Source organism: Streptomyces sp. NPDC051136, assembly GCF_044455745.1.
GTDB lineage: Bacteria > Actinomycetota > Actinomycetes > Streptomycetales > Streptomycetaceae > Streptomyces.
Genome location: NZ_JBITFE010000013.1, coordinates 38,820 through 57,428, shown reverse-complemented (window position 1 = coordinate 57,428; position 18,609 = coordinate 38,820). Strand labels below are relative to the sequence as shown.

The 18,609-nt window shown below is 72.8% G+C and carries 16 protein-coding genes; 9 read left to right on the top strand and 7 right to left on the bottom strand.

The features are described 5' to 3' along the window. Positions 1–51: 51 nt before the first annotated feature. Entirely contained in the window at positions 52–426 is a 375-nt protein-coding gene (locus ACIBCJ_RS31565; protein WP_362105895.1) for a VOC family protein, read from the bottom strand. Positions 427–616: 190 nt separating this feature from the next. Between ACIBCJ_RS31565 and ACIBCJ_RS31560 the strand changes: the two genes are divergently transcribed. After that, the gene (locus tag ACIBCJ_RS31560; protein WP_365981279.1) at positions 617–1,735 is read left to right on the top strand and encodes a serine hydrolase domain-containing protein; all 1,119 of its coding nucleotides are present in this window, start codon (positions 617–619) and stop codon (positions 1,733–1,735) included. A gap of 45 nt (positions 1,736–1,780) precedes the next feature. Here the strand turns inward: ACIBCJ_RS31560 and ACIBCJ_RS31555 are convergent, their stop codons facing one another. Beyond that, complete coding sequence (locus ACIBCJ_RS31555) at positions 1,781–2,890, bottom strand: ABC transporter substrate-binding protein (protein WP_365981280.1); 1,110 nt, start codon at positions 2,888–2,890, stop codon at positions 1,781–1,783. Positions 2,891–3,049: 159 nt separating this feature from the next. Then, complete coding sequence (locus ACIBCJ_RS31550) at positions 3,050–3,826, bottom strand: endonuclease/exonuclease/phosphatase family protein (RefSeq protein ID WP_365981316.1); 777 nt, start codon at positions 3,824–3,826, stop codon at positions 3,050–3,052. A gap of 224 nt (positions 3,827–4,050) precedes the next feature. Here ACIBCJ_RS31550 and ACIBCJ_RS31545 point away from each other — a divergent pair, with 224 nt between their 5' ends. Together ACIBCJ_RS31545 and ACIBCJ_RS31540 are read left to right on the top strand one after the other, a co-directional pair. Next, entirely contained in the window at positions 4,051–5,016 is a 966-nt protein-coding gene (locus ACIBCJ_RS31545) for a LysR family transcriptional regulator (RefSeq protein ID WP_365981281.1), read from the top strand. 299 nt (positions 5,017–5,315) lie between these two features. After that, complete coding sequence (locus ACIBCJ_RS31540; protein WP_362105907.1) at positions 5,316–6,491, top strand: alanine--tRNA ligase-related protein; 1,176 nt, start codon at positions 5,316–5,318, stop codon at positions 6,489–6,491. Positions 6,492–6,552: 61 nt separating this feature from the next. Here ACIBCJ_RS31540 and ACIBCJ_RS31535 read toward each other — a convergent pair whose 3' ends face one another. Beyond that, the gene (locus tag ACIBCJ_RS31535; protein WP_362512275.1) at positions 6,553–7,488 is read right to left on the bottom strand and encodes a MurR/RpiR family transcriptional regulator; all 936 of its coding nucleotides are present in this window, start codon (positions 7,486–7,488) and stop codon (positions 6,553–6,555) included. A 195-nt stretch (positions 7,489–7,683) separates the two neighbouring features. Here ACIBCJ_RS31535 and ACIBCJ_RS31530 point away from each other — a divergent pair, with 195 nt between their 5' ends. Genes ACIBCJ_RS31530 through ACIBCJ_RS31520 form a run of 3 tightly spaced genes read left to right on the top strand, consistent with a single transcriptional unit; the run spans position 7,684 to position 11,493 of the window. Continuing rightward, positions 7,684–8,685 (top strand): BadF/BadG/BcrA/BcrD ATPase family protein, encoded by a 1,002-nt coding sequence (locus tag ACIBCJ_RS31530; RefSeq protein ID WP_365981282.1) that lies wholly within the window; start codon positions 7,684–7,686, stop codon positions 8,683–8,685. An 8-nt stretch (positions 8,686–8,693) separates the two neighbouring features. Continuing rightward, entirely contained in the window at positions 8,694–10,265 is a 1,572-nt protein-coding gene (locus tag ACIBCJ_RS31525; RefSeq protein ID WP_362512281.1) for a sodium:solute symporter, read from the top strand. Between the two features lie 46 nt (positions 10,266–10,311). Next, entirely contained in the window at positions 10,312–11,493 is a 1,182-nt protein-coding gene (locus tag ACIBCJ_RS31520; protein ID WP_362105919.1) for an anhydro-N-acetylmuramic acid kinase, read from the top strand. Between the two features lie 28 nt (positions 11,494–11,521). On the opposite strand, the gene mgrA is transcribed toward ACIBCJ_RS31520, so the two are convergent. Together mgrA and rox are read right to left on the bottom strand one after the other, a co-directional pair. After that, the gene (gene mgrA, locus ACIBCJ_RS31515; protein ID WP_362105922.1) at positions 11,522–12,568 is read right to left on the bottom strand and encodes an L-glyceraldehyde 3-phosphate reductase; all 1,047 of its coding nucleotides are present in this window, start codon (positions 12,566–12,568) and stop codon (positions 11,522–11,524) included. A gap of 50 nt (positions 12,569–12,618) precedes the next feature. After that, complete coding sequence (gene rox, locus ACIBCJ_RS31510) at positions 12,619–14,043, bottom strand: rifampin monooxygenase (protein ID WP_365981283.1); 1,425 nt, start codon at positions 14,041–14,043, stop codon at positions 12,619–12,621. 417 nt (positions 14,044–14,460) lie between these two features. Between rox and ACIBCJ_RS31505 the strand changes: the two genes are divergently transcribed. Both ACIBCJ_RS31505 and ACIBCJ_RS31500 read left to right on the top strand, forming a co-directional pair. Beyond that, the gene (locus ACIBCJ_RS31505; RefSeq protein ID WP_362105928.1) at positions 14,461–15,201 is read left to right on the top strand and encodes an alpha/beta fold hydrolase; all 741 of its coding nucleotides are present in this window, start codon (positions 14,461–14,463) and stop codon (positions 15,199–15,201) included. Between the two features lie 286 nt (positions 15,202–15,487). Next, on the top strand, positions 15,488–16,408 hold the full coding sequence (locus ACIBCJ_RS31500) for an SDR family oxidoreductase (RefSeq protein WP_365981284.1): 921 nt from the start codon (positions 15,488–15,490) through the stop codon (positions 16,406–16,408). A gap of 39 nt (positions 16,409–16,447) precedes the next feature. Here ACIBCJ_RS31500 and ACIBCJ_RS31495 read toward each other — a convergent pair whose 3' ends face one another. After that, positions 16,448–17,737: a phosphatase PAP2 family protein gene (locus tag ACIBCJ_RS31495; RefSeq protein ID WP_362105963.1), complete on the bottom strand. Its 1,290-nt coding sequence runs from the start codon at positions 17,735–17,737 to the stop codon at positions 16,448–16,450. A gap of 289 nt (positions 17,738–18,026) precedes the next feature. Here ACIBCJ_RS31495 and ACIBCJ_RS31490 point away from each other — a divergent pair, with 289 nt between their 5' ends. After that, positions 18,027–18,599 carry a WHG domain-containing protein gene (locus ACIBCJ_RS31490; RefSeq protein ID WP_362512295.1) on the top strand — a complete coding sequence of 191 codons (573 nt, stop codon included), beginning with the start codon at positions 18,027–18,029 and terminating at the stop codon, positions 18,597–18,599. Positions 18,600–18,609 lie beyond the last annotated feature (10 nt).

Below are 18,609 nucleotides of genomic sequence, written 5' to 3'. Positions count from 1 at the left end.
AGCCGGCGGGGGCCGTGGCGGCGACGGTGACGGTCGGGAACCCCGGGCGGTTCAGTGCAGGCAGAAGCAGAAGGGGTGGCCGGCCGGGTCGGCGTAGACACGCCAGTTGGCGTCCGGGCGGAGCTGGTCCGTCCGCTCCAGGACGGTCGCACCGAGGGCGAGCGCCCGCTTCTCCTCGCCTTCGAGGTCGTCCACGTCGAAGTCCAGGTGGACCTGCTGGGGCCGGTCCTGGCCGGGCCATTCGGGCGCCCGGTAGCCGTCCACCCGCTGGCAGGCCAGGGGCGTCCCCTCGAAGCCGTGCACCTCGACCCATTCGGGTTCGTCCGGGTCCGCGACCACCCGCCCGCCGAGCAGCTCCGCGTAGAACTCCGCGAGCCGTACCGGGTCGGCGCAGTCCAGCGCCACGGCCTGCAGCTTTCGAATCACGTCCGGCACTCCTCGCTCTCAGGGCCCTGGCGACACGCCCTCGTACGGAAGGTCCTACCCGGGGCGGGAGTGGCCATACCCGGTGCACGGCGGGCCCGATCACTTGTGCCCTTCGAAGCACTTGGTGTTGCACGCGGTGCGTGCATAATGGGGTGCAAGGGCAGTCGAAGAGCTGGGAAGGACCCGTGTCATGAGTGACTCACTGGATCCGGAGAAACTGGACGCAGCCCTGGAGGACGTCCACCGCGCCGGGATGCCGGGCCTGTTCGCCGAGGTGATCGACGGCGATCAGGTCTGGCGGGGCGCCGCCGGGGTCGCCGATACGGCCACGGGCCGCCCGGCCGACGCCGGTATGCGCCACCGGGTCGGCAGCATCACCAAGACGTTCACCGCCGCCGCGGTCCTGCAGCAGGTCGAACGCGGGCGGATCGGTCTCGACACGCCGATCGGCCAGTACCTCCCGGGGGTGGTCCCCGGTGACCGCGGCGCGGCCGTCACGGTCCGGATGCTGCTGAACCACACCAGCGGCCTCGCCGAATACCTCCCCCGGGCCTATCCGTCCCTCAAGGCGTTCCCGGCCCTCGCGGACACCCGGCCCGAGAGCCTGGACGACCACCGGTTCACCCGGTTCGACCCGTCCGAGCTGATCGGGCTGGGGGTCACCGCTCCCGCCGTCGGCGCCCCCGGCGCCACCCCCGGCCTGTACTCGAACACCAACTACCTGCTCCTGGGCCGGCTCCTGGAACGGGTGACCGGCACCACCGCCGAGCGGTACATCACCCGCGAGGTCATCGAACGCGCCGGGCTCCGGCACACCGAGCTGCCCACCGGTCCGTACCTGGGCGAGCCGCACTCGCGCCTCTACGAGGCCTGGTTCGGCATGATCGACCCGCCCCGCGACTACAGCGTCTTCGACATGTCGTGGGTGGGACCGGCGGCCTCCCTGACGTCCACCGTCTCGGACCTGAACCGCTTCTTCGGGAAGCTGCTGGCCGGTGAGATCGTCAGCCGGTCGTCGCTGGCCGAGATGCGGCGCACCGTGCCGGTGGTGTCGCAGGAGGGGCGGACGATCGAGTACGGCCTCGGACTGCACCCGATCGAGGGGGGCGGTCCGGACGTGTTCTGGGGCCACGGCGGCACGGCCTGGGGTGCGGGAGCGCTGGCCGGGATCCGTGCCGACGGCGGGCGCCGCATGGCCGTCGCGGTCAACCTCCAGAGGTGGAACGTGCTGGACGCCTCGGGCAGGCCGCAGCACCATCCCATCGACGACGCGCTCGCGGCGCTGCACCGCTTGGCGCTGTACGGCTGACGTTCCCGAGCCGGGCAGTGCCCCGCCTGGCCGCGGGCCTGTGCGTCAGCCGGTGTGCAGGACGCGGAAGCGGCCGGGGTCCGCCGGATCCCGGTCGACGACCTGGACCGGCGCTCCGGTCCACTGCCACACGCCGGTGTCCGGGGTCCGCGAGAAGCGGATGGGTCCCCGGGTGCCGTCGACCGAGACACTCGCCCAGGACGCGGCGGTACGCGCCCGGTCGACGCCGTGCGAGCGCAGCAGGTCGGCGAGGACCGCCACCGTGTCGTAGCCCTCGAAGGCGACGAAGGAGGGAGCGTCGGCCAGCCGCTGGCGCAGGGCCGTCCCGACGCGCGTGCCGAGCGGGCCCGGGTGCTCGGGCAGATACCGGAGGAACGGGACCGCCGCGCCGTCGGCGCCCAGTGCGGCCGCCCACGTCCCGAACTCGGGTTGTCCCGCCGGAGCGCCGACGAGGACTCCGGTCAGGCGGGGGTCCCGGCGGACGGACCTGAGGATCGGCACGGCAGGCTCGGGGTGGCCGACCAGGAGGAGGAGGACGGTCGCGTCCTGCTCGGCGAGTGCGTCGCACACCGACGCGGGGTCCGGCTCGCGCCCGTCGAGAGCGACGACGGTGCCGCCGCGCGGGGCGAGGTGGCTCCGCAGGATGCGCACACCGGTCTCCCAGTAGAGACTCGGCGCGGCGACCACGGCGATGCGACGGTGCCCCGCGGCGAGAAGGAAGTCCGCGTAGATCCGCCAGCCGTGGGACTGGACCGGAGGCAGACGCGCGACCCAGCGCGTCGGCCGGTCGGTGAGTGCGTCGAGCACGGCCGACGAGCACAGGAACGGCAGACCGCGTGCGTCGGCCCTGGTGGCGGCGGCGCGGGCGACGACGCTGTGGTACTCCCCCGCCAGGGCGGCCACGCCCAGCCGGGCCAGTTCGTCCACGGCCGCCACGGCCCGGTCCGGGTCCGCCGCCGTGTCGCGGACCGCCAGCTCCAGAGGTCTGCCCGCGATGCCGCCGGTGTCGTTGACCTCGTGCACGGCCAGTTCCATCCCGGCCAGCAGGTGCCGGCCCGCCTCGTCCCATCCGGGCCTGCTCAGCGGTGCGAGAGCACCGATCCGGACGGGCGCGTTCGTGTCGTCTCGCGCCGGCGGGCGCACCTCGGTGACCATGCGGCCATTGCATCCGCCGGCGGGGCCTGCGGGCAACCGCTTATGCGACCGTCGGTCCCCGGCGGGGCAGAGCGCCGGTCAAGCCGGCCGGAACAAGGGCGAGTCGAGTCACGGGCGGGGACGCCGCCCTGTCACTTCGCGGCGTCCGGCTGTGGGGGCTCAGGTCACGTCCAGGTCGGCGTACAGCATGTCGTGGTCCGAGTACCGGGTGCGGACCACGCGGTGTCCGGCGGGGGCGATGCCGCGCAGGAAGACGTAGTCGAACTTGCTCCGCCAGTCCGTGGTCGGCTCGCAGGTGCCGGCGGGTGCGGGACGGCACCGCGGGTCGGCGTCCGTGGCCAGCGCCCACAGGGGATCGAGTTCGGACGCCTCGGGCACGGCGTTGAAGTCGCCGACGACTATGGCGCGGTCGTGCCGGCCGACCTCCGCGGCGAGGGCGCGGACCTGGCCCTCGCGGAACTCCTCCTGACGCCGTTGCGCGAGGTGCGTGTCGAAGACGCGGACGGAGCGGCCGCCCACCTCGGTGGTGACCGCGAGATAGCCACGGTCCTCGGAACCGCCCTCGGGGTACTCGGCCTTGACCGGGTCGGTCATCGGTGCCGCCGAGAGGATGGCCTGGCCGAAGCCCCCCGGGTTCCACGGCGCTCCGCCGCAACGGCCCCAGTTCTGCAGGACCGTCCCGTACGCGACGTGGTAGACCAGCCCGTGGTAGGCCTCCAGGTAGTCCCGGATCTTGTCGACGTCGCGTGCGCACGCCTCCTGCATGCCGATGACCTGGGGCGCGTGCGCGGCTATCTCCGCGGCCCGGTCGAGATTGCTCGCGTCGCAGGGATTGCAGAGGTTCCAGGTCATGACCCGGTTCGGCACGATGTCCTTGACGGGTTCCGCGGGCAGTGACCTGCCGGAGAGGGCACCACCGGGGGCGCTGGGTCCCATCAGTGCCAGACAGGCCAGCGCCACGGCGCACACGAGCCATCGCGAGCCGTTTCTCGTGAGCACCGTCGCCTCCTTGTGCGGACACCATGACAACTGACCTACTCGTCAACGAGGTTATGGCACGCCGGACGGAACGCGGCCGGCGGCCCGTCGTCTCCCCGGCACGTCCGATCCCGGTCGGCCACAACCGTCGGTTGACGAAGGGCGGCGTTATCCTCACCGCCATGGATACCGAAGCGGTGCGGTCGTTCGTCCGCGCGGCCGAGCTGGGCCAGCTGCGGCATGCGGCCGACGAGCTCGGTGTGACGCAGCAGGCCGTCTCCAAGCGCATCGCGGCCCTGGAGCGCACGCTCGACGTTCGGTTGTTCACCCGCACCGCCCGCGGGGTGGAGCTGACGCTCGACGGACAGGCCTTCCTGGCGCACGCCCGGAACATCGTCGCCGACGCCGACCGCGCCGTCGCCGCTGTCGCACGGGGTTCGCGGGCCCTGCGGATCGACGTTCTCGGTCTGCGGAGTGCTCAGGCCGTCGTCCTGCACGACTACTGGCGCTCGCACCCCGGGACGGCACTCGACGTGGTGACGCTCCGGGTCGACGATCCGCGTCTGGCGGTGGCCGCCGTCCGGGCGGGCGACGTCGACGCCTCGTTCCGCTCGGTCACCGACCCGGCCGCCCTGCCGAGTGACGTGCGGATGATCCACGCGTTCCACTCCCCACTGGAACTCGTCGTCGGCCCGAGGCACCCGCTCGCCGCCGCACGCACGCTGACCCCGGAGCGGCTGCGCGGGCACCGGATCTGGGTGCCGGGCATCGCGCCGGGCAGCGAATGGGCGGACTTCTACGATCAGCTCACCGCCGCGTTCGGTCTCCGCGTGGACGCCGCGGGCCCGAACTTCGGCAACGAGGTGCTCCTCGACATCCTCGCCGACTCCGACGACGTGGCCACCCTGGTGGGCTCCCGCGACCGGTACGCCTGGCCGGCCGGCCACGATCTGCGCCGCATCCCCGTCGCGCGCCCCACGCTCGCCTACCCGCTCTCCCTCCTCCTCCCCCGGGAGAATCCGCACCCGGGCCTGCGGGCCGTCGTCGGCCACTTCGCGAGCCTGGACCCGCTGCCCGAGGACACCTGGCTCCCCACCTGGGCGCCGGCGCCACCGGACGGCGCCGGTGAAGGCGGGCCCGGCTGCTGAGGAACGCCCGCCTCCCGACCGGGCGCGACCACACACGCTTCCCCGGGCAAAGTCGTGTGCGTACCGGCGCCCGGCGAGTTACCTTCGTGGCATGAACGTCACCGGCAGCAGCACCTCCGCGACCGCGCGAGCGACCAGCTCGCCGGTTGCCGCCGTCTGACCTTCCCCCTTTCCCACCGGCGACCGGAAACGGCCCGCCGGTGTTCCGCGTGGCGCTCCGACGCCTTCCCTCGCGCAGCGACGACCGCCGGCTTCCGTTCTCCGGTGGCCCTCCCGTCGCGCAGCGAAGGAGTCACCCCATGGACACCGAGCAGATCATCCGCACGTTCGCCGAGTACTACGAGGACCACGGCCACCGCCGGATCACCGGCTCGACGCTGCTGCCCGAACCCGGCGACCCCGTGCTGTTCACCAGCGCCGGCATGCACCCGCTCACCCCGTACCTGGAGGGCCGCCCCCACCCGCTGGGCCGGCGGCTGGTCAACGTCCAACGCTGCCTGCGCACCACGGACCTGGACGAGGTCGGCGACGGCACCCACCTGACGGTGTTCCAGATGCTCGGCACGTGGTCGCTGGGCGACTACGAGGGCACCCGGAGTCTCGACTGGGGCCACCGGCTGCTCACCGAGGGTCTCGGCGTCGACCCGGGCCTCCTGCACGCCACCGTGTTCGGAGGTGACGAGCAGGTCGGGCCGGACACCGAGTCCCTGCGGCTGTGGCAGGAGCGGGGCGTTCCCGTGGAGCCGACGGTGGACGACAACTGGTGGTCCAACGGCCCGGTCGGCCCGTGCGGGCCCGATTCGGAGATCTTCCTGTGGAGCGGTGACACCCCTCCCCGGTCCACGCCCACGGGCGACGACCGCTGGGTGGAGGTGTGGAACCACGTGATGATGCGCCACCGCCGGCTCGACGACGGCCGTCTGGTGCCGCTTCCGCAGCGCAACGTCGACACCGGTCTGGGCCTTGAGCGCCTCGCCTCGCTGCTGCAGGGCAAGCCGACGGTGTTCGACTGCGACGTCTTCGAGCCGTGGCGGCGGGTGCTGCCCACCCTGTGGTCGCTGGACGAATCCTCCTTCCGGGTCGTCTGCGACCACCTCCGGTCGGTCGTCGTGGTCGTCGGCGACGGAGTCCGCCCCTCCCCCACCGGCCGGGGCTACGTGCTGCGCCGCCTGGTGCGACGGCTGCTCACCGTGCTGTGGCGGGACGACCCCTCACGCGGCATCGGGGACCTGCCGGACGAGCTGATCACGCACACCTCGGACCACTTCCGGCAGGACGTCGACCCGGACCTGGTGCGGCGCCTGCTGGTGGACGAGGAGCGCCGTTTCCGGCGGTTGCTGCGACGCGGCCGGGACGTGCTCGCCCGGCCCCGCTTCCGGGGCCCGCTGGGAGAGGACGACTTCGCCTACCTCCACGACACCCACGGCCTGCCGCGCGACCTGGTGACGAGTCTGCGCGAGGACGGGTCCGTCTGACGGGAGGCGTGGGGAGGGCGCGGCCGTGACCGCCTTCACCCGGTGCGGCCGTGACCCGCCGTCACCCGGTGCGGCGGGCGGGGCGCCGACGGCGCTGGACGGCGCCGTAGGTCTCTTCGAGGGCGGTGGTCGCCGCGTCGTAGGAGCGCTGCGCGACGCCGACGAACAGGCAGTCGATGACGGCCAGTTGGGCGATGCGGCTGACGGTCGCACCGGAGCGGAACGGCGTTTCCCTTGCGCAGGTCGTGAGGACGAGGTCGGCGCTGGTCGCGAGGGTGGATCCGGGGTCGTTGGTCAGGGCGATGGTGGTGGCTCCGCGTTCGCCCGCGGCCTGGAGGGGCTCGGTGGTGTCCTCCGTCTCCCCGGAATGGGAGACGGCCAGGGCCACGTCGCCGGGCCCCAGCAGGGCCGTCGCGGTGAGCGCCGCGTGCCGGTCGCTCCAGATGAAGGCCATCCGGCCTATGCGGTGGAGCTTCTGGTGCAGGTCCTGGCCGACGAACGCGCTGGCCCCCACGCCGAAGATGTCGACCCTGCGGGCCTCGGCCACCGCCTCGACCGCCCGGCCCAGCGCGTCGATGTCCAGTTCGGCGCCCGAGTCCTCCAGGGCCCGGACCTCGTTGTAGATGATCTTGCTGACTATCCGGTCCAGCGAGTCCGTCGGGCTGATGTCGGTGCCGCCCTGCGCCGCCCGCTCGCCGCCCAGCGCGTGCTCCCGCGCGGCGGCCGCGGCCAGCGCCAGGCGCAGCTGGGGGTAGTTGCCCGTGCCGACGGTGCGGCAGAACCGCATCACGGTGGCCGCCGAGGTGCTCGCCCGCTCCCCCAGCGCGTGGATGGACAGTTCCGCCACCTGCCCCGGGTGGGCGAGGACCACGTCGGCCACCCGGCGTTCCGAGGGGGCCAGGGAGGGCCGGGCTGCGCGGACGCGCGTGAGGATGTCGGCGAGCGGGGCGTCCTGGGCGGACGGCTCCGGCTCACGGGACGAGGACTGGCGGACCATGGCCCCTCCTGGGAGTGATGCGCACAGAGTAATGGGGCGGCCCGAGGGGGTCAAAAAGTTACGCGGAAAACGACGCGACGTTACTTATTGACATACGGAGGGCGGCGTTCCCATACTCGGACGGCGATCCGCACCGGTCACCGACGACCCGGTGGCTCTCGACGTGCCGGGTCCCTCGGGCAAAGGGCGAGCCGTATGACTTCAGTAGTGGCGGTAGATCTCGGGAAGACCGGTTGCCGCGCCGTGCTGTGGAGCAGCGCCGACTCGTCACGGGCCGTCAGTTCCGTGTCCGGTGCTCCCGGTCTCGCCGCGCCCGACGGTGTGGCGGCGGCCCGTGCCGCCGTGCGCGCCGCCGTCGAGCCGCTGCTCCGGGAGCGGGGCGGTGCCCGGCCGGAAGCGGTCCTGGTGGGCGCCGCCGGAGCGGCTTCGGCCCCCGCGGCGTCCCGTTCCCTGGCCGATGCGCTCCTCGACGACCTGCCCGTCGAGGAGGCCGCCGTCACCAGCGACGCGGTCACCGCGCACGCGGGCGCGCTCGGCGGCCGGGCGGGGGTGGTCCTGGCGATCGGCACCGGATCGGTCGCGGTCGGCATCGGCGCCGACGGGACCTACGCCCGCGTCGACGGGTGGGGTCCCCTGCTCGGCGACGACGGCAGCGGCGCCCGGATCGGCACCGCCGGACTGCGCGCGGCCCTGCGCGCCCACGACGGACGGGGCCCGGCCACCGCTCTGCTGGACGCCGCCGCCGGTCTCTTCGGCGACCTCGAACGACTGCCGGCGACCGTCGGACGGGACGGGAATCCCGCCCGTACGGCCGCCTCGTTCGCCCCCGAGGTGGCCCGCGCAGCCGAGGCCGGGGACGCCGTGGCCGCGGTGATCGTCCGGGACGCGGCCGCCGACCTCGCCGAGACCGCGCTCGCGGCGGCCGGCCGGATCACCGGGGGCGGCGACCCGCTGCCGCTGGCCGTCACCGGCGGGCTGACCGGTCTCGGCCCGGCCCTGATGGCGCCGTTGACCGCCGCCCTCACCGCTTCCGGACTGCCCGTGCGGCTCACGTCCCCGCTCGGCGACCCCCTGGACGGGGCCCGGCTGCTGGCCGTGGACCGCAGCACCCCGCACACCTCCCTCGTCGTCCGCGTCCGCCGGACCTCTCCCCTCCCCCCTCTCCCCACGCCGGCGACCCCACCGGCCAGTGCCTAGGAGCAAGCGTGCGCCAGCTCGACCTCGTGGTGATCGTGGTCTACCTGATCGGGATCGCCTGGATCGGCCTGCGGAAGGCAGGCCGGCAGAAGTCGGCGAAGGACTACTTCGTCGGTGAAGGCCACATGCCGTGGTGGACGGTCTCCTTCTCCGTCGTCGCCACCGAGACCAGTGTGCTGACCGTGATCAGCGTGCCCGGCGGCGCCTACAGCGGCCAGGGCTTCGGCAACGTCGAACTCGCCCTCGGCTACGTCATCGGACGCGTCGTCGTCGCCACCGTGCTGATCCCCCTCTACAAGCGCGGCGGCTTCGTCAGCGCCTACCAGTACCTGGGCGACCGGTTCGGGCTGAAGCTGCAGGGGCTCGCCTCGGTGACCTTCGTGTTCACCCGGCTGCTGGCCGAGGGCGTGCGGCTGTTCGCCTCCGCCATCCCGATCAAGCTGCTGCTCGACGAGTTCGGTGTGCACGCGAGCTACCGCGTGATCATCATCGTGATCACGCTGATCACCGTCGTCTACACCTACCTGGGCGGCATCAAGGCGGTCATCTGGACCGACGCCATCCAGATGGTCCTCTACCTCGGCGGCGCGGTCCTCGCCGTGGCGGTGCTCTCCGCCCACGTCGGCGGTGACGGCTACGCGCGTGCGCTGGACGCCGGGAAGTTCACCCTCTTCGACACCGACTTCAACCTCGCCCACATCCTCACCAGCCCGTTCGCCCTGCCCACCGCCATCGTCGGCGGCGCCATCTTCGCCATGGCCTCGCACGGCTCCGACCAGCTGATCGTCCAGCGTGTGCTGGCGACGAGGACGCTGCGCGAGGGCCAGAAGGCCATGATCGCCTCGGGTGTCTTCGTCACCGTCCAGTTCGCCGCCTTCTCCCTCGTCGGCGCGCTGCTGTGGTCGTACAACCAGGGCAAGTCCTTCTCGGAGCTGGGGCTGTCCAGCTCGGACAACCTCTACCCGGAGTTCATCCTGCACGGGCTGCCCGTGATCGTCTCGGGCCTGCTCGTGGCCGGCATCCTGGGCGCGGCGATGGGGTCGCTGTCCTCGGCGCTGAACTCCATGTCGAACTCCACGGTCGCCGACATCATCCACAGCTTCTTCCGCACCACACCGTCCGAGGAGGCGCTGCTCAGGCTCGCCCGCTGGATGACGCTGGTGTGGGCGACGCTCATGGCCGTCTTCGCCTGCGCGTTCAGCGCGAGCACGGGCAACGTGTACCTGACGGGTCTGACCATCGCCGGGTACACCTACGGCGCGCTGCTCGGCGCGTTCCTGCTGGGGCGGCTGGTCAGGCGGGCCAACGAGGTCGACTCGATCGTGGCCTTCCTGGTGACCATCGGGGTGATGACGTACATCGTGCGCGGCGTGAAGATCGACGTCACCACGGGCGGGACCACGGTGTCCCAGGCGATCGCGGCCCAGTGGCTGGTGCCCATCGGCGTGCTGATCACCCTGCTCGTGGGCGGCGTACTGAGCCTGTTCCACCGGGCGCCGGAGGCCACGGGGAGCCCGGCCCTCGACGAGGAGCCCGGCGCCGGACCCGACCAGCTGACCACGACGGCCGGCCGCAACTGACCGAGCGGATCCCGTCCGGCTCGCCCAACCCCCGCAGGAGTACCCCGTGCGTGTGATCGGCCTGATGTCAGGCACGTCCTACGACGCCATCGAGGCGGCCGCCGCAGACCTCGAACTGCGGGGCGAGGTCCTGGTGATGCGCCCGCTGGGCCATCTCTCCGCCCCCTACCCGGCCGAGCTGCGCGATCTGATCGCGAGCAGTCTGCCGCCGTCGGCGGCGACGATGCGGACGGTCGCCCGGCTCGACACCGGGGTCGGGCAGGCGTTCGCCGACGTGGCCGTGCGGGCGGTGGGTGAGCTGTGCGGGGGCGCCGCGGATCTGGTGGTCTCGCACGGGCAGACCATGTACCACTGGGTCGAGGACGGCGCGGTGCGCGGCACCCTCCAGCTCGGCCAGCCCGCCTGGATCGCCGAGGCGACCGGTCTGCCCGTCGTCTCCGACCTGCGCAGCAGGGACGTCGCGGCCGGCGGTCAGGGGGCGCCGCTGGTCGCCATGACCGACGTCCTCGCCCTGGCCGCCCTGCCCGGCGTCCCCGCCGCCCTCAACCTGGGCGGCATCGCCAACGTCACCGTCGTCGCTCCCGGCGCCGAGCCACTGGCCTTCGACACCGGCCCCGCCAACGCCCTGATGGACGCCGCCGTACGGCACTTCACCGGCGGCGCGGCCGAGTACGACGAGGACGGGCGCCGGGCGGGAGCGGGCCGGGCCGATCCGGCGCTGCTCAGGGTGCTGCTGGACGACCCCTACTACGCCAGGCCCGCTCCCAAGAGCACCGGCAAGGAGCAGTTCCACCTGCCGTACCTGCTCGACGCGCTCGCCGCGGCGCCGGTCGCGGAGCCCGACGACGTCCTGGCGACCCTGGCCAGGCTCACCGCCGTCACGGTGGCCGACGCCTGCCGCGCCCACGGCGTCACGCGGCTCGTCGTCTCCGGCGGTGGTGCGCACAATCCGGTGCTGATGGGCATGCTGGCCGAGGAGCTGCCCGGGGTGACCCTCGACTCCAGCGACGCGCTCGGGCTGCCGTCCGACGCCAAGGAGGCCCTGGCCTTCGCCCTGCTGGGGTTCCTGACCGTCAACGGCCTGCCCGGCGCGATCCCCTCGGGAACGGGGGCGCGCCGGGCGGCACTGCTGGGCACGGTCACTCCGGGTCGGGAGCCTTTGCGGCTGCCCGAGCCGGCCGGCCGCTCACCGCGGATGCTGCACGTCACCGGCGCGGCCCCGTCCTGACCGGCCGGCTTCACGGCGGCCCGGTGCCTCAGCCGAGGTCGCCGGTGCGGGCCTGTCGCCACAGGTCGACGTCGCCCTCGACGACCGCGTGCTTGTCGATCTCGGCGAGTTCGTCGTCCCCGAAGGAGAGGTCGGCCAGGGCGGCCACGTTCTCCTCCAGCTGCTCGGGCCGGGAGGCGCCGATCACCAGCGAGGTGACACGCCGGTCGCGCAGCGCCCAGGCGAGCGCCATCTGGGCCAGGCTCTGGCCCCGGCGGGCGGCGATGTCGTTCAGCGCGCGCAGCCGCCGGACCGTGTCCTCGGTGAGCCAGTCGGTGGCGAAGGACTTCCCCTGGGTGGCACGCGACCCCTCGGGCACGCCGTCGAGGTAGCGGCCGGTGAGCAGCCCCTGCGCCAGCGCGGTGAACCCGATGACGCCGAAGCCCTCGTCGGCCGCGGCGTCGAGCAGGCCCTCGGTCTCGATCCACCGGTTGAGCATGTTGTACGACGGCTGGTGGATGAGCAGCGGGGTGCCCAGGTCGCGGAGGATCGCGGCGGCCTGCCGGGAGCGTTCGGCGTCGTAGGAGGAGATGCCGACGTAGAGCGCCTTGCCCTGCCGCACCGCCGTGTCCAGCGCCGTCATGGTCTCCTCCAGCGGGGTGGAGGCGTCCAGGCGGTGGGAGTAGAAGATATCGACGTAGTCCAGACCCGTGCGCCTGAGGGACTGGTCGAGGGAGGCGAGCACGTACTTGCGCGAGCCGCCGCCCTGGCCGTACGGACCGGGCCACATGTCCCACCCGGCCTTGGTGGACACCACCAGCTCGTCGCGGTACGGCGCGAGGTCCTGCCGCATGATCCGGCCGAAGTTGATCTCGGCGGAACCGTAGGGCGGGCCGTAGTTGTTGGCGAGGTCGTGGTGGGTGATGCCGAGGTCGAAGGCGCGCAGGGCGATCCGCCGCTGGGTCTCGAACGGCTTGTCGTCGCCGAAGTTGTGCCAGTAGCCCAGGGACAGCGCCGGCAGGTCGAGCCCGGAGCGTCCGGTGCGGCGGTACTGCATGGCGCCGTCGTAGCGGCTGGGGTCCGCGACGTGGTTCATGAGGGTTCTCCGTGGGGAAGCGGGGTCGGTCAGGGCCCGTGACGGGGAGGTCAGCCGGTGGCGGCGCCGAACCACCGGGGCAGCCGGTCGTACAGGTCCTGCTGGTCGTCACCGACCCATGCCACGTGACCGTCCGGCCGCAGCAGCATCGCGGGCACCGCCAGTTTCGCACCGCCGTCGACGACGTGGTCCACCCGGTCCGACCAGCCCTTCACCGACAGTGCGCCGGTCCGGTCGAGGAGCAGCCCGCGGCCGGAGTGCATCCGGTCGTACAGACGTCCGCCTTCGAGTTCGACGTCCCGCATCCTGCTGCCCAGCAGTGCGTGGCCCGGTCCGAAGTCGTAGCGGACGTCGAGCGCGGTGACCTTCTCGGTCAGGTGGCGGCTGACGTCCTCGAAGCGCATCAGTTCGGCCAGGAGCCGGCGCACCGCGAGGGGCCCGGGCTCGGTGGACAGCAGTTCCATCTGGGCGCGGGTGTTGTCCAGCACGGCCGCGGCCACCGGGTGCCGTTCCGTGTGGTAGCTGTCCAGCAGCCCGTCGGGCGCCCAGCCGTTCACCTCGGCGGCCAGCTTCCAGCCGAGGTTGAAGGCGTCCTGGACACCGAGGTTGAGGCCCTGCCCGCCGACCGGCGGGTGGATGTGCGCCGCGTCGCCGGCCAGCAGCACCCGGCCCGTACGGTAGCGCTCGGCCAGGCGCGTGCCGTCGCCGAAACGGGACAGCCAGCGCGGTGAGTGCACACCGAAGTCGGTGCCCGCGCAATCGCGCAGCGCCTGCCTGAACTCCTCCAGGGCCGGCGCCACCGACCGGTCCTCGGCGAGCCCCGCGGCGGGCACGACGACGCGGTACATCCCGTCCCCGACGGGCCCCAGACCGAACCGCTTCTGGGTCCGGCGGACCTCGCTCACTCGGGCGGCGACCGTCTCCGGGTCCGCGGTCGCGCGCATCTCGCCGATCAGCGTCTCGGTGCCGGAGGGCTCGCCGGGGAAGCCGACGCCGAGCAGGGTGCGCACGGTGCTGCGGCCGCCGTCGCAGCCCACGAGGTAGCGGGCGCGCAGGCGCGTGCCGTCGGCGAGTTCGGCGGTGACCGCCTGGTCGTCCTGGCCGAGTCCGACCAGTTCGCACCCGCGGGCGATCTCGGCGCCGAGTTCCGTGGCGCGCTCGGCGAGCAGGCGGTCGGTGACGGGCTGCGGGATGCCGAGGGTGTAGGCGTGTGCGGTGTCCAGTGCCGGCGCGGGCTTGTCGATGGCGGCGAAGGAGCCGCCGACCGGATACCGCTTGCCGTGTTCGAGGAAGCGCCCCAGCAGACCACGCTGGTCCATCACCTCGATGGAGCGCACGTGCAGGCCCAGTGAGCGCACCACCTCGGTCGGCACGGTCTCCTTGTCCAGCACCCTCACCTGTACGCCGTGCAGGCGCAGTTCGGCGGCGAGCATCAGGCCGGTCGGTCCGCCGCCGACGACGAGTACGTCGATCATGAGTCCCCCATGGAGCGAAAGCGTCGGGTGAGGCCGCCCGCGGTGCGCGAGCGGCGGTCGAGGGCGCTGATTCTGCGCCAGGTGGGGGGCCTTGCCGCAAGGCCCCCCATGCGCTATAGGTTGATAGTGGCAGGAGGAGAGTGTTCCCCCTGCCTTTTCGTTGCCCGGACGCCGGTGACGCGGGCGGCGGAGAACCCGGTGTCGTGGACGCGAGACCTGACGCCTGCCGTGATGCTCCGTCCCCGGGGGCCTGACGCCCTGTCGTGACGCTGTGCTCCCGCGACGCGGGGCGTGCGGCGGTCGGCGCACGCCCGTTCCCCGTCACTTCTCCGGCGCTGGTGATTCTGCCGATGGCTCCGGAGCCCCGCCCCAGGACTCTGATCGGGTCAGCTACCCGATTCCCTCCTGGAGGGCTCCATGCGTCGTCGTTCCCCACGCCGGCTTCTCGGCGTGCTCGCGGCCGCCGCGGTCGTGTTCGGCCTCTTCTCCTCCGCACCGGCGGCCGGTGCGCTCACCCCCACGGGCACCGCGGCGGCCACCTCGGCCGGCACCGCGGCCCAGCCCCTGTCCACCAGCACGCCGGTGGTCTTCGTCCACGGCTACACCGGCAGCGCGGCCAACTGGGTCACCGCCATGAGCGTCTTCCGGCTCAACGGCTGGTCGAGCTCCGACCTCTTCGCCTACGAGTACGACTCCTACGGCGACAACGTCACCAACGCCCGGGGCCTCGCCACGTTCGTCGACAACGTCAAGGCGCGGACCGGCGCGAGCAAGGTGGCGATCGTCAACCACTCGATGGGCGGTCTCGTCAGCCAGTACTACCTGAAGGTGCTGGGCGGGAACTCCAGCGTCAGCCACCTCGCGTCGATAGCCGGAGCGAACCACGGGACGACGTACGCCGGCGCGTGTCTGATCTACACGACCTGCCGCCAGATGTATCCGGGCTCGTCGTTCATCGCCCAGATCACCTCGGGCGACGAGACGCCGGGGAGCACCGAGTACGCCACCTGGTACTCGGCGTGCGACGGCATCATCCTCCCCTACACCAGCACCCGTCTGAGCGGTGCGACCAACAACAACGTGCTCTGCCAGACCCACATCGGCTACCTGGCGGACACCGTGGTACTGGGGCAGATCGCCCGCTTCGTGGCGTCCTGACCCGCGCCACCGCCACCGCCCCCTCCCGGCGCGGGACGACGGGAGGGGCGCGGCCGCAGCCGCGCCCTGGGACGGACGCCTCCGCGCCTTGCCCCGGGCGGCCTTCCCTCCCGGACGCCCGCAGACCCTCACGATGACAGTCACTGACATCGCGTGTTACCTTCGATGACAGCGGCTGTCATGGATGGTCGCGGGGTCCCGCGCTCGCCGCTCGTGGCCCCCCCCCCGTCGGCGTCGTCGGCGTCGTCGGCGGTCGCCCCGTACGGGCATATCTGGAGGGAATCTCATGCGTGTTTTCGTCACCGGCGCCTCAGGCTGGATCGGCCCAGCCGTCGTTCCCGAGCTGATCGGCGCCGGTCATCAGGTCGTCGGACTCGCCCGCTCGGACGCCTCGGCCGACGCGCTCACCGCGGCCGGGGCCGACGTGGTCCGGGGCACCCTGGACGACCTCGACGTGCTGCGGGGTGCCGCCGCCGGCGCGGACGGGGTCGTACACCTGGCCTTCAAGCACGACATCGCGTTCTCGGGGAATTTCAAGGGGGCCGGGGAGGCCGACCGGCGGGCCGTCGAGGTGATAGGCGAGGCGCTCGCGGGGTCCGGACGGCCCCTGACGATCGCGTCCGGGACCCCCTCAATCGCCGGCCGGGTGGCGACCGAACGCGACGGTCACGACCCTGACCCGGCCGCGGCCGCCCGGGGCGACGCCCAGCACGTGCGGGCCGTGACCGCCGAACTGACGCTGGCCCTCGCGTCCCGCGGTGTCCGCTCCTCGGTGGTCCGGCTGGCCCCGACCAATCACGGCGAGGGGGACAACGGGTTCGTCCCGGCACTCATCGCCATCGCCCGCGAGAAGGGTGCGGCCGGCTACCTCGGCGACGGCACCAACCGCTGGTCGGCCGCGCACCGGCTGGACTCCGCCCGGCTGTTCCGGCTGGCGCTGGAGGAGGCCCCCGCGGGCTCGACCCTGCACGCGGTCGCGGAGGAGGGGCTGCCCGCGCGGGACCTCGCCGAGGTGATCGGCCGGCAGCTCGGCCTGCCGGCGGTGTCGGTCCCGGTCTCGGAGGCGGACGCCCACTTCGGCTGGATGGCAGGCCCCTTCGCGGCCAACCGTGCGGCGTCCAGCATCCTGACCCGCGAGCTGCTGGGGTGGGAGCCCGTCCAGCCGGGGCTCGTCGAGGACCTGGAGCAGGGCCACTACTTCAAGTAGGCCCGGGGCCGGTCTCGTACCGGGGCCCCGGCCCGGGCGTCAGACCAGCTCGGGCTGCGGCTCCGCGGGGCGCGGCGGTTCCGGCTGCCGCACCGGCACGGCCTTCGGCTCCCACCGCCGGGTGGTCCGCAGATAGGCGACGATCACGGAGGCCATCGCCAGGACGAGCAGCGGCCCGGCGGCCCACCGGTGCTCGGCCATCTCGGCCGGCAGGTACCGGTAAGCCACCAGCAGCGCGGCGAAGACCGCCGTGCCGTGGGCGACCAGCCGGACGGCCGCGCGGTCCCAGCCCCGCGCGGACGCGCGCATCGCGGCCTCCACGGTGAGCGCGAAGACCACTCCGGCGACGAGGTCGGCGCCGTAGTGGTAACCGAAGCCGAGTGTCGCGGTGAGGGTGGCGACCAGCCAGAACGCGCCCGCGAACCGCACGGCCCGCGATCCCTTGCGGGAGTGGACGAACAGCGTGGTGGCCCATGCGGTGTGCAGGCTGGGCATGCAGTTGCGCGGCGTGATGTCGTCGAACGGGACGGCGTGCGGTGCGCCCACCGGTGGTGGTGTGCCCGGCCACAGGTTGGCCACCGCCCACTGGCCGCCTTCGGCGCCGTAGGCGAAGACCGGTCCGACCACCGGGAAGATCATGTAGACGGCGGGCCCGAGCAGGCCGATGACGAGGAAGGTGCGCACGAGGTGGTGGCTCGGGAAGCGGCGCTCGACGGCCACGTGACGCAGCTGGTACAGCCCGACGAGGGCGGCCGCCAAGGGCAGCTGACCGTAGACGAGATGGAGCACGTGGCCGCCGACCGGTGCGGTGGCCTCGACGAACCGGCCGGCCAGCCACGAGGGGTTGCCCAGGGCCTGGTCGGCGGTGGCCACGTACGGGTCGAGCACCGTCTTGCGGGTCTCCGAGGTGATGAGCAGCCAGGTGTCGCCGGTCTTGTGGCCGGCGACCAGCAGCAGCCCCAGTCCGACGCCCTTCAGCAGCAGGGTGCGCTCGGCGCCCCTGCGGCGGGTCACGGCGACCACCCCGCAGCCCAGGACCACCCACAGCGCGCCGTTGCCGAAGTTCAGCTCGGCGCCGACCGCCCAGCGCACCAGCAGGAAGACGACGTCGACGCCGATCGCGGCACCGGCCGCGATCAGGCGCTGCCGCCAGGTCAGTACCACCATCGTCAGGGCGAGCCCGGCGTACAGCAGCGGTCCCGAGCGGGGTGAGAAGACCACTTCCCGCGCCTGCTCGGTGATCGGGCCCCGCACGCCGTAGTGACGTGCGGCGCATTCCAACGCGACGAGGAAACCGGCGGTCACCACACCGGCCGCGGTCCACAGCAGGGTCCGCGGCCGAGGCCGGGCGGCGAGCAGGAGGCCGCGGTCTCTGCCCGGGGGTATTCGTGCGGGAGGGGTTTTCAACTGTTTGGCCCGTTTGCTAGGGGTCGGACGGACAAGGGTGCTCGTACGGATCGTCGCGAGTTCGAACATGCTAACGGCACCGCTGCGCCGCCCCGCCGGGAGCGAGCGCGGGGCCGACCGTCACCGGACCAGCTCCTTCACCGCTTGCCTAAGGGGGTTAGGCAAGCTCATAATCATCCGCGGCTGCCAGGTGAGCGATGTGGAGGACGGTGTGGCTCGGGTAGGGCTGACGACCGAGGGGCTGATCAGGGCCGGGGCCGAGACGGCCGACGAGATCGGTTTCGAGCGCACCACTCCGACGGAGCTGGCCCGGCGCTTCGGCGTCAGGACGGCGAGCCTCTACTCACACGTCAGGAACGCCCACGACCTCAAGACCGGGATCGCGCTGCTCGCCCTGGAGGAGCTGGCCGACCGGGCGTCCGAGGCGGTGGCCGGCCGGGCCGGCAAGGACGCGCTGACCGCGTTCGCGAACGTCTACCGCGACTACGCCCGCGAACACCCCGGCCGCTTCGCCGCCACCCAGTTCCCCCTGGACCCGCAGGCGGCTGCCTCCAGCGCCGGAGTCCGGCACGCCCAGATGTCGCGGGCCATTCTGCGCGGGTACCACCTGGCGGAACCGCACCAGACCCATGCCGTACGGCTGTTGGGCAGTGTCTTCAGCGGTTACGTCAATCTGGAGGCCGCCGGCGGGTTCAGCCACAGCGCCCCCGATTCCCAGGAGAGCTGGACGGAGATCCTCGACGCGCTGGACGTGCTGCTGCGGACCTGGCCGACCACGTCCTGACCCGCCACGG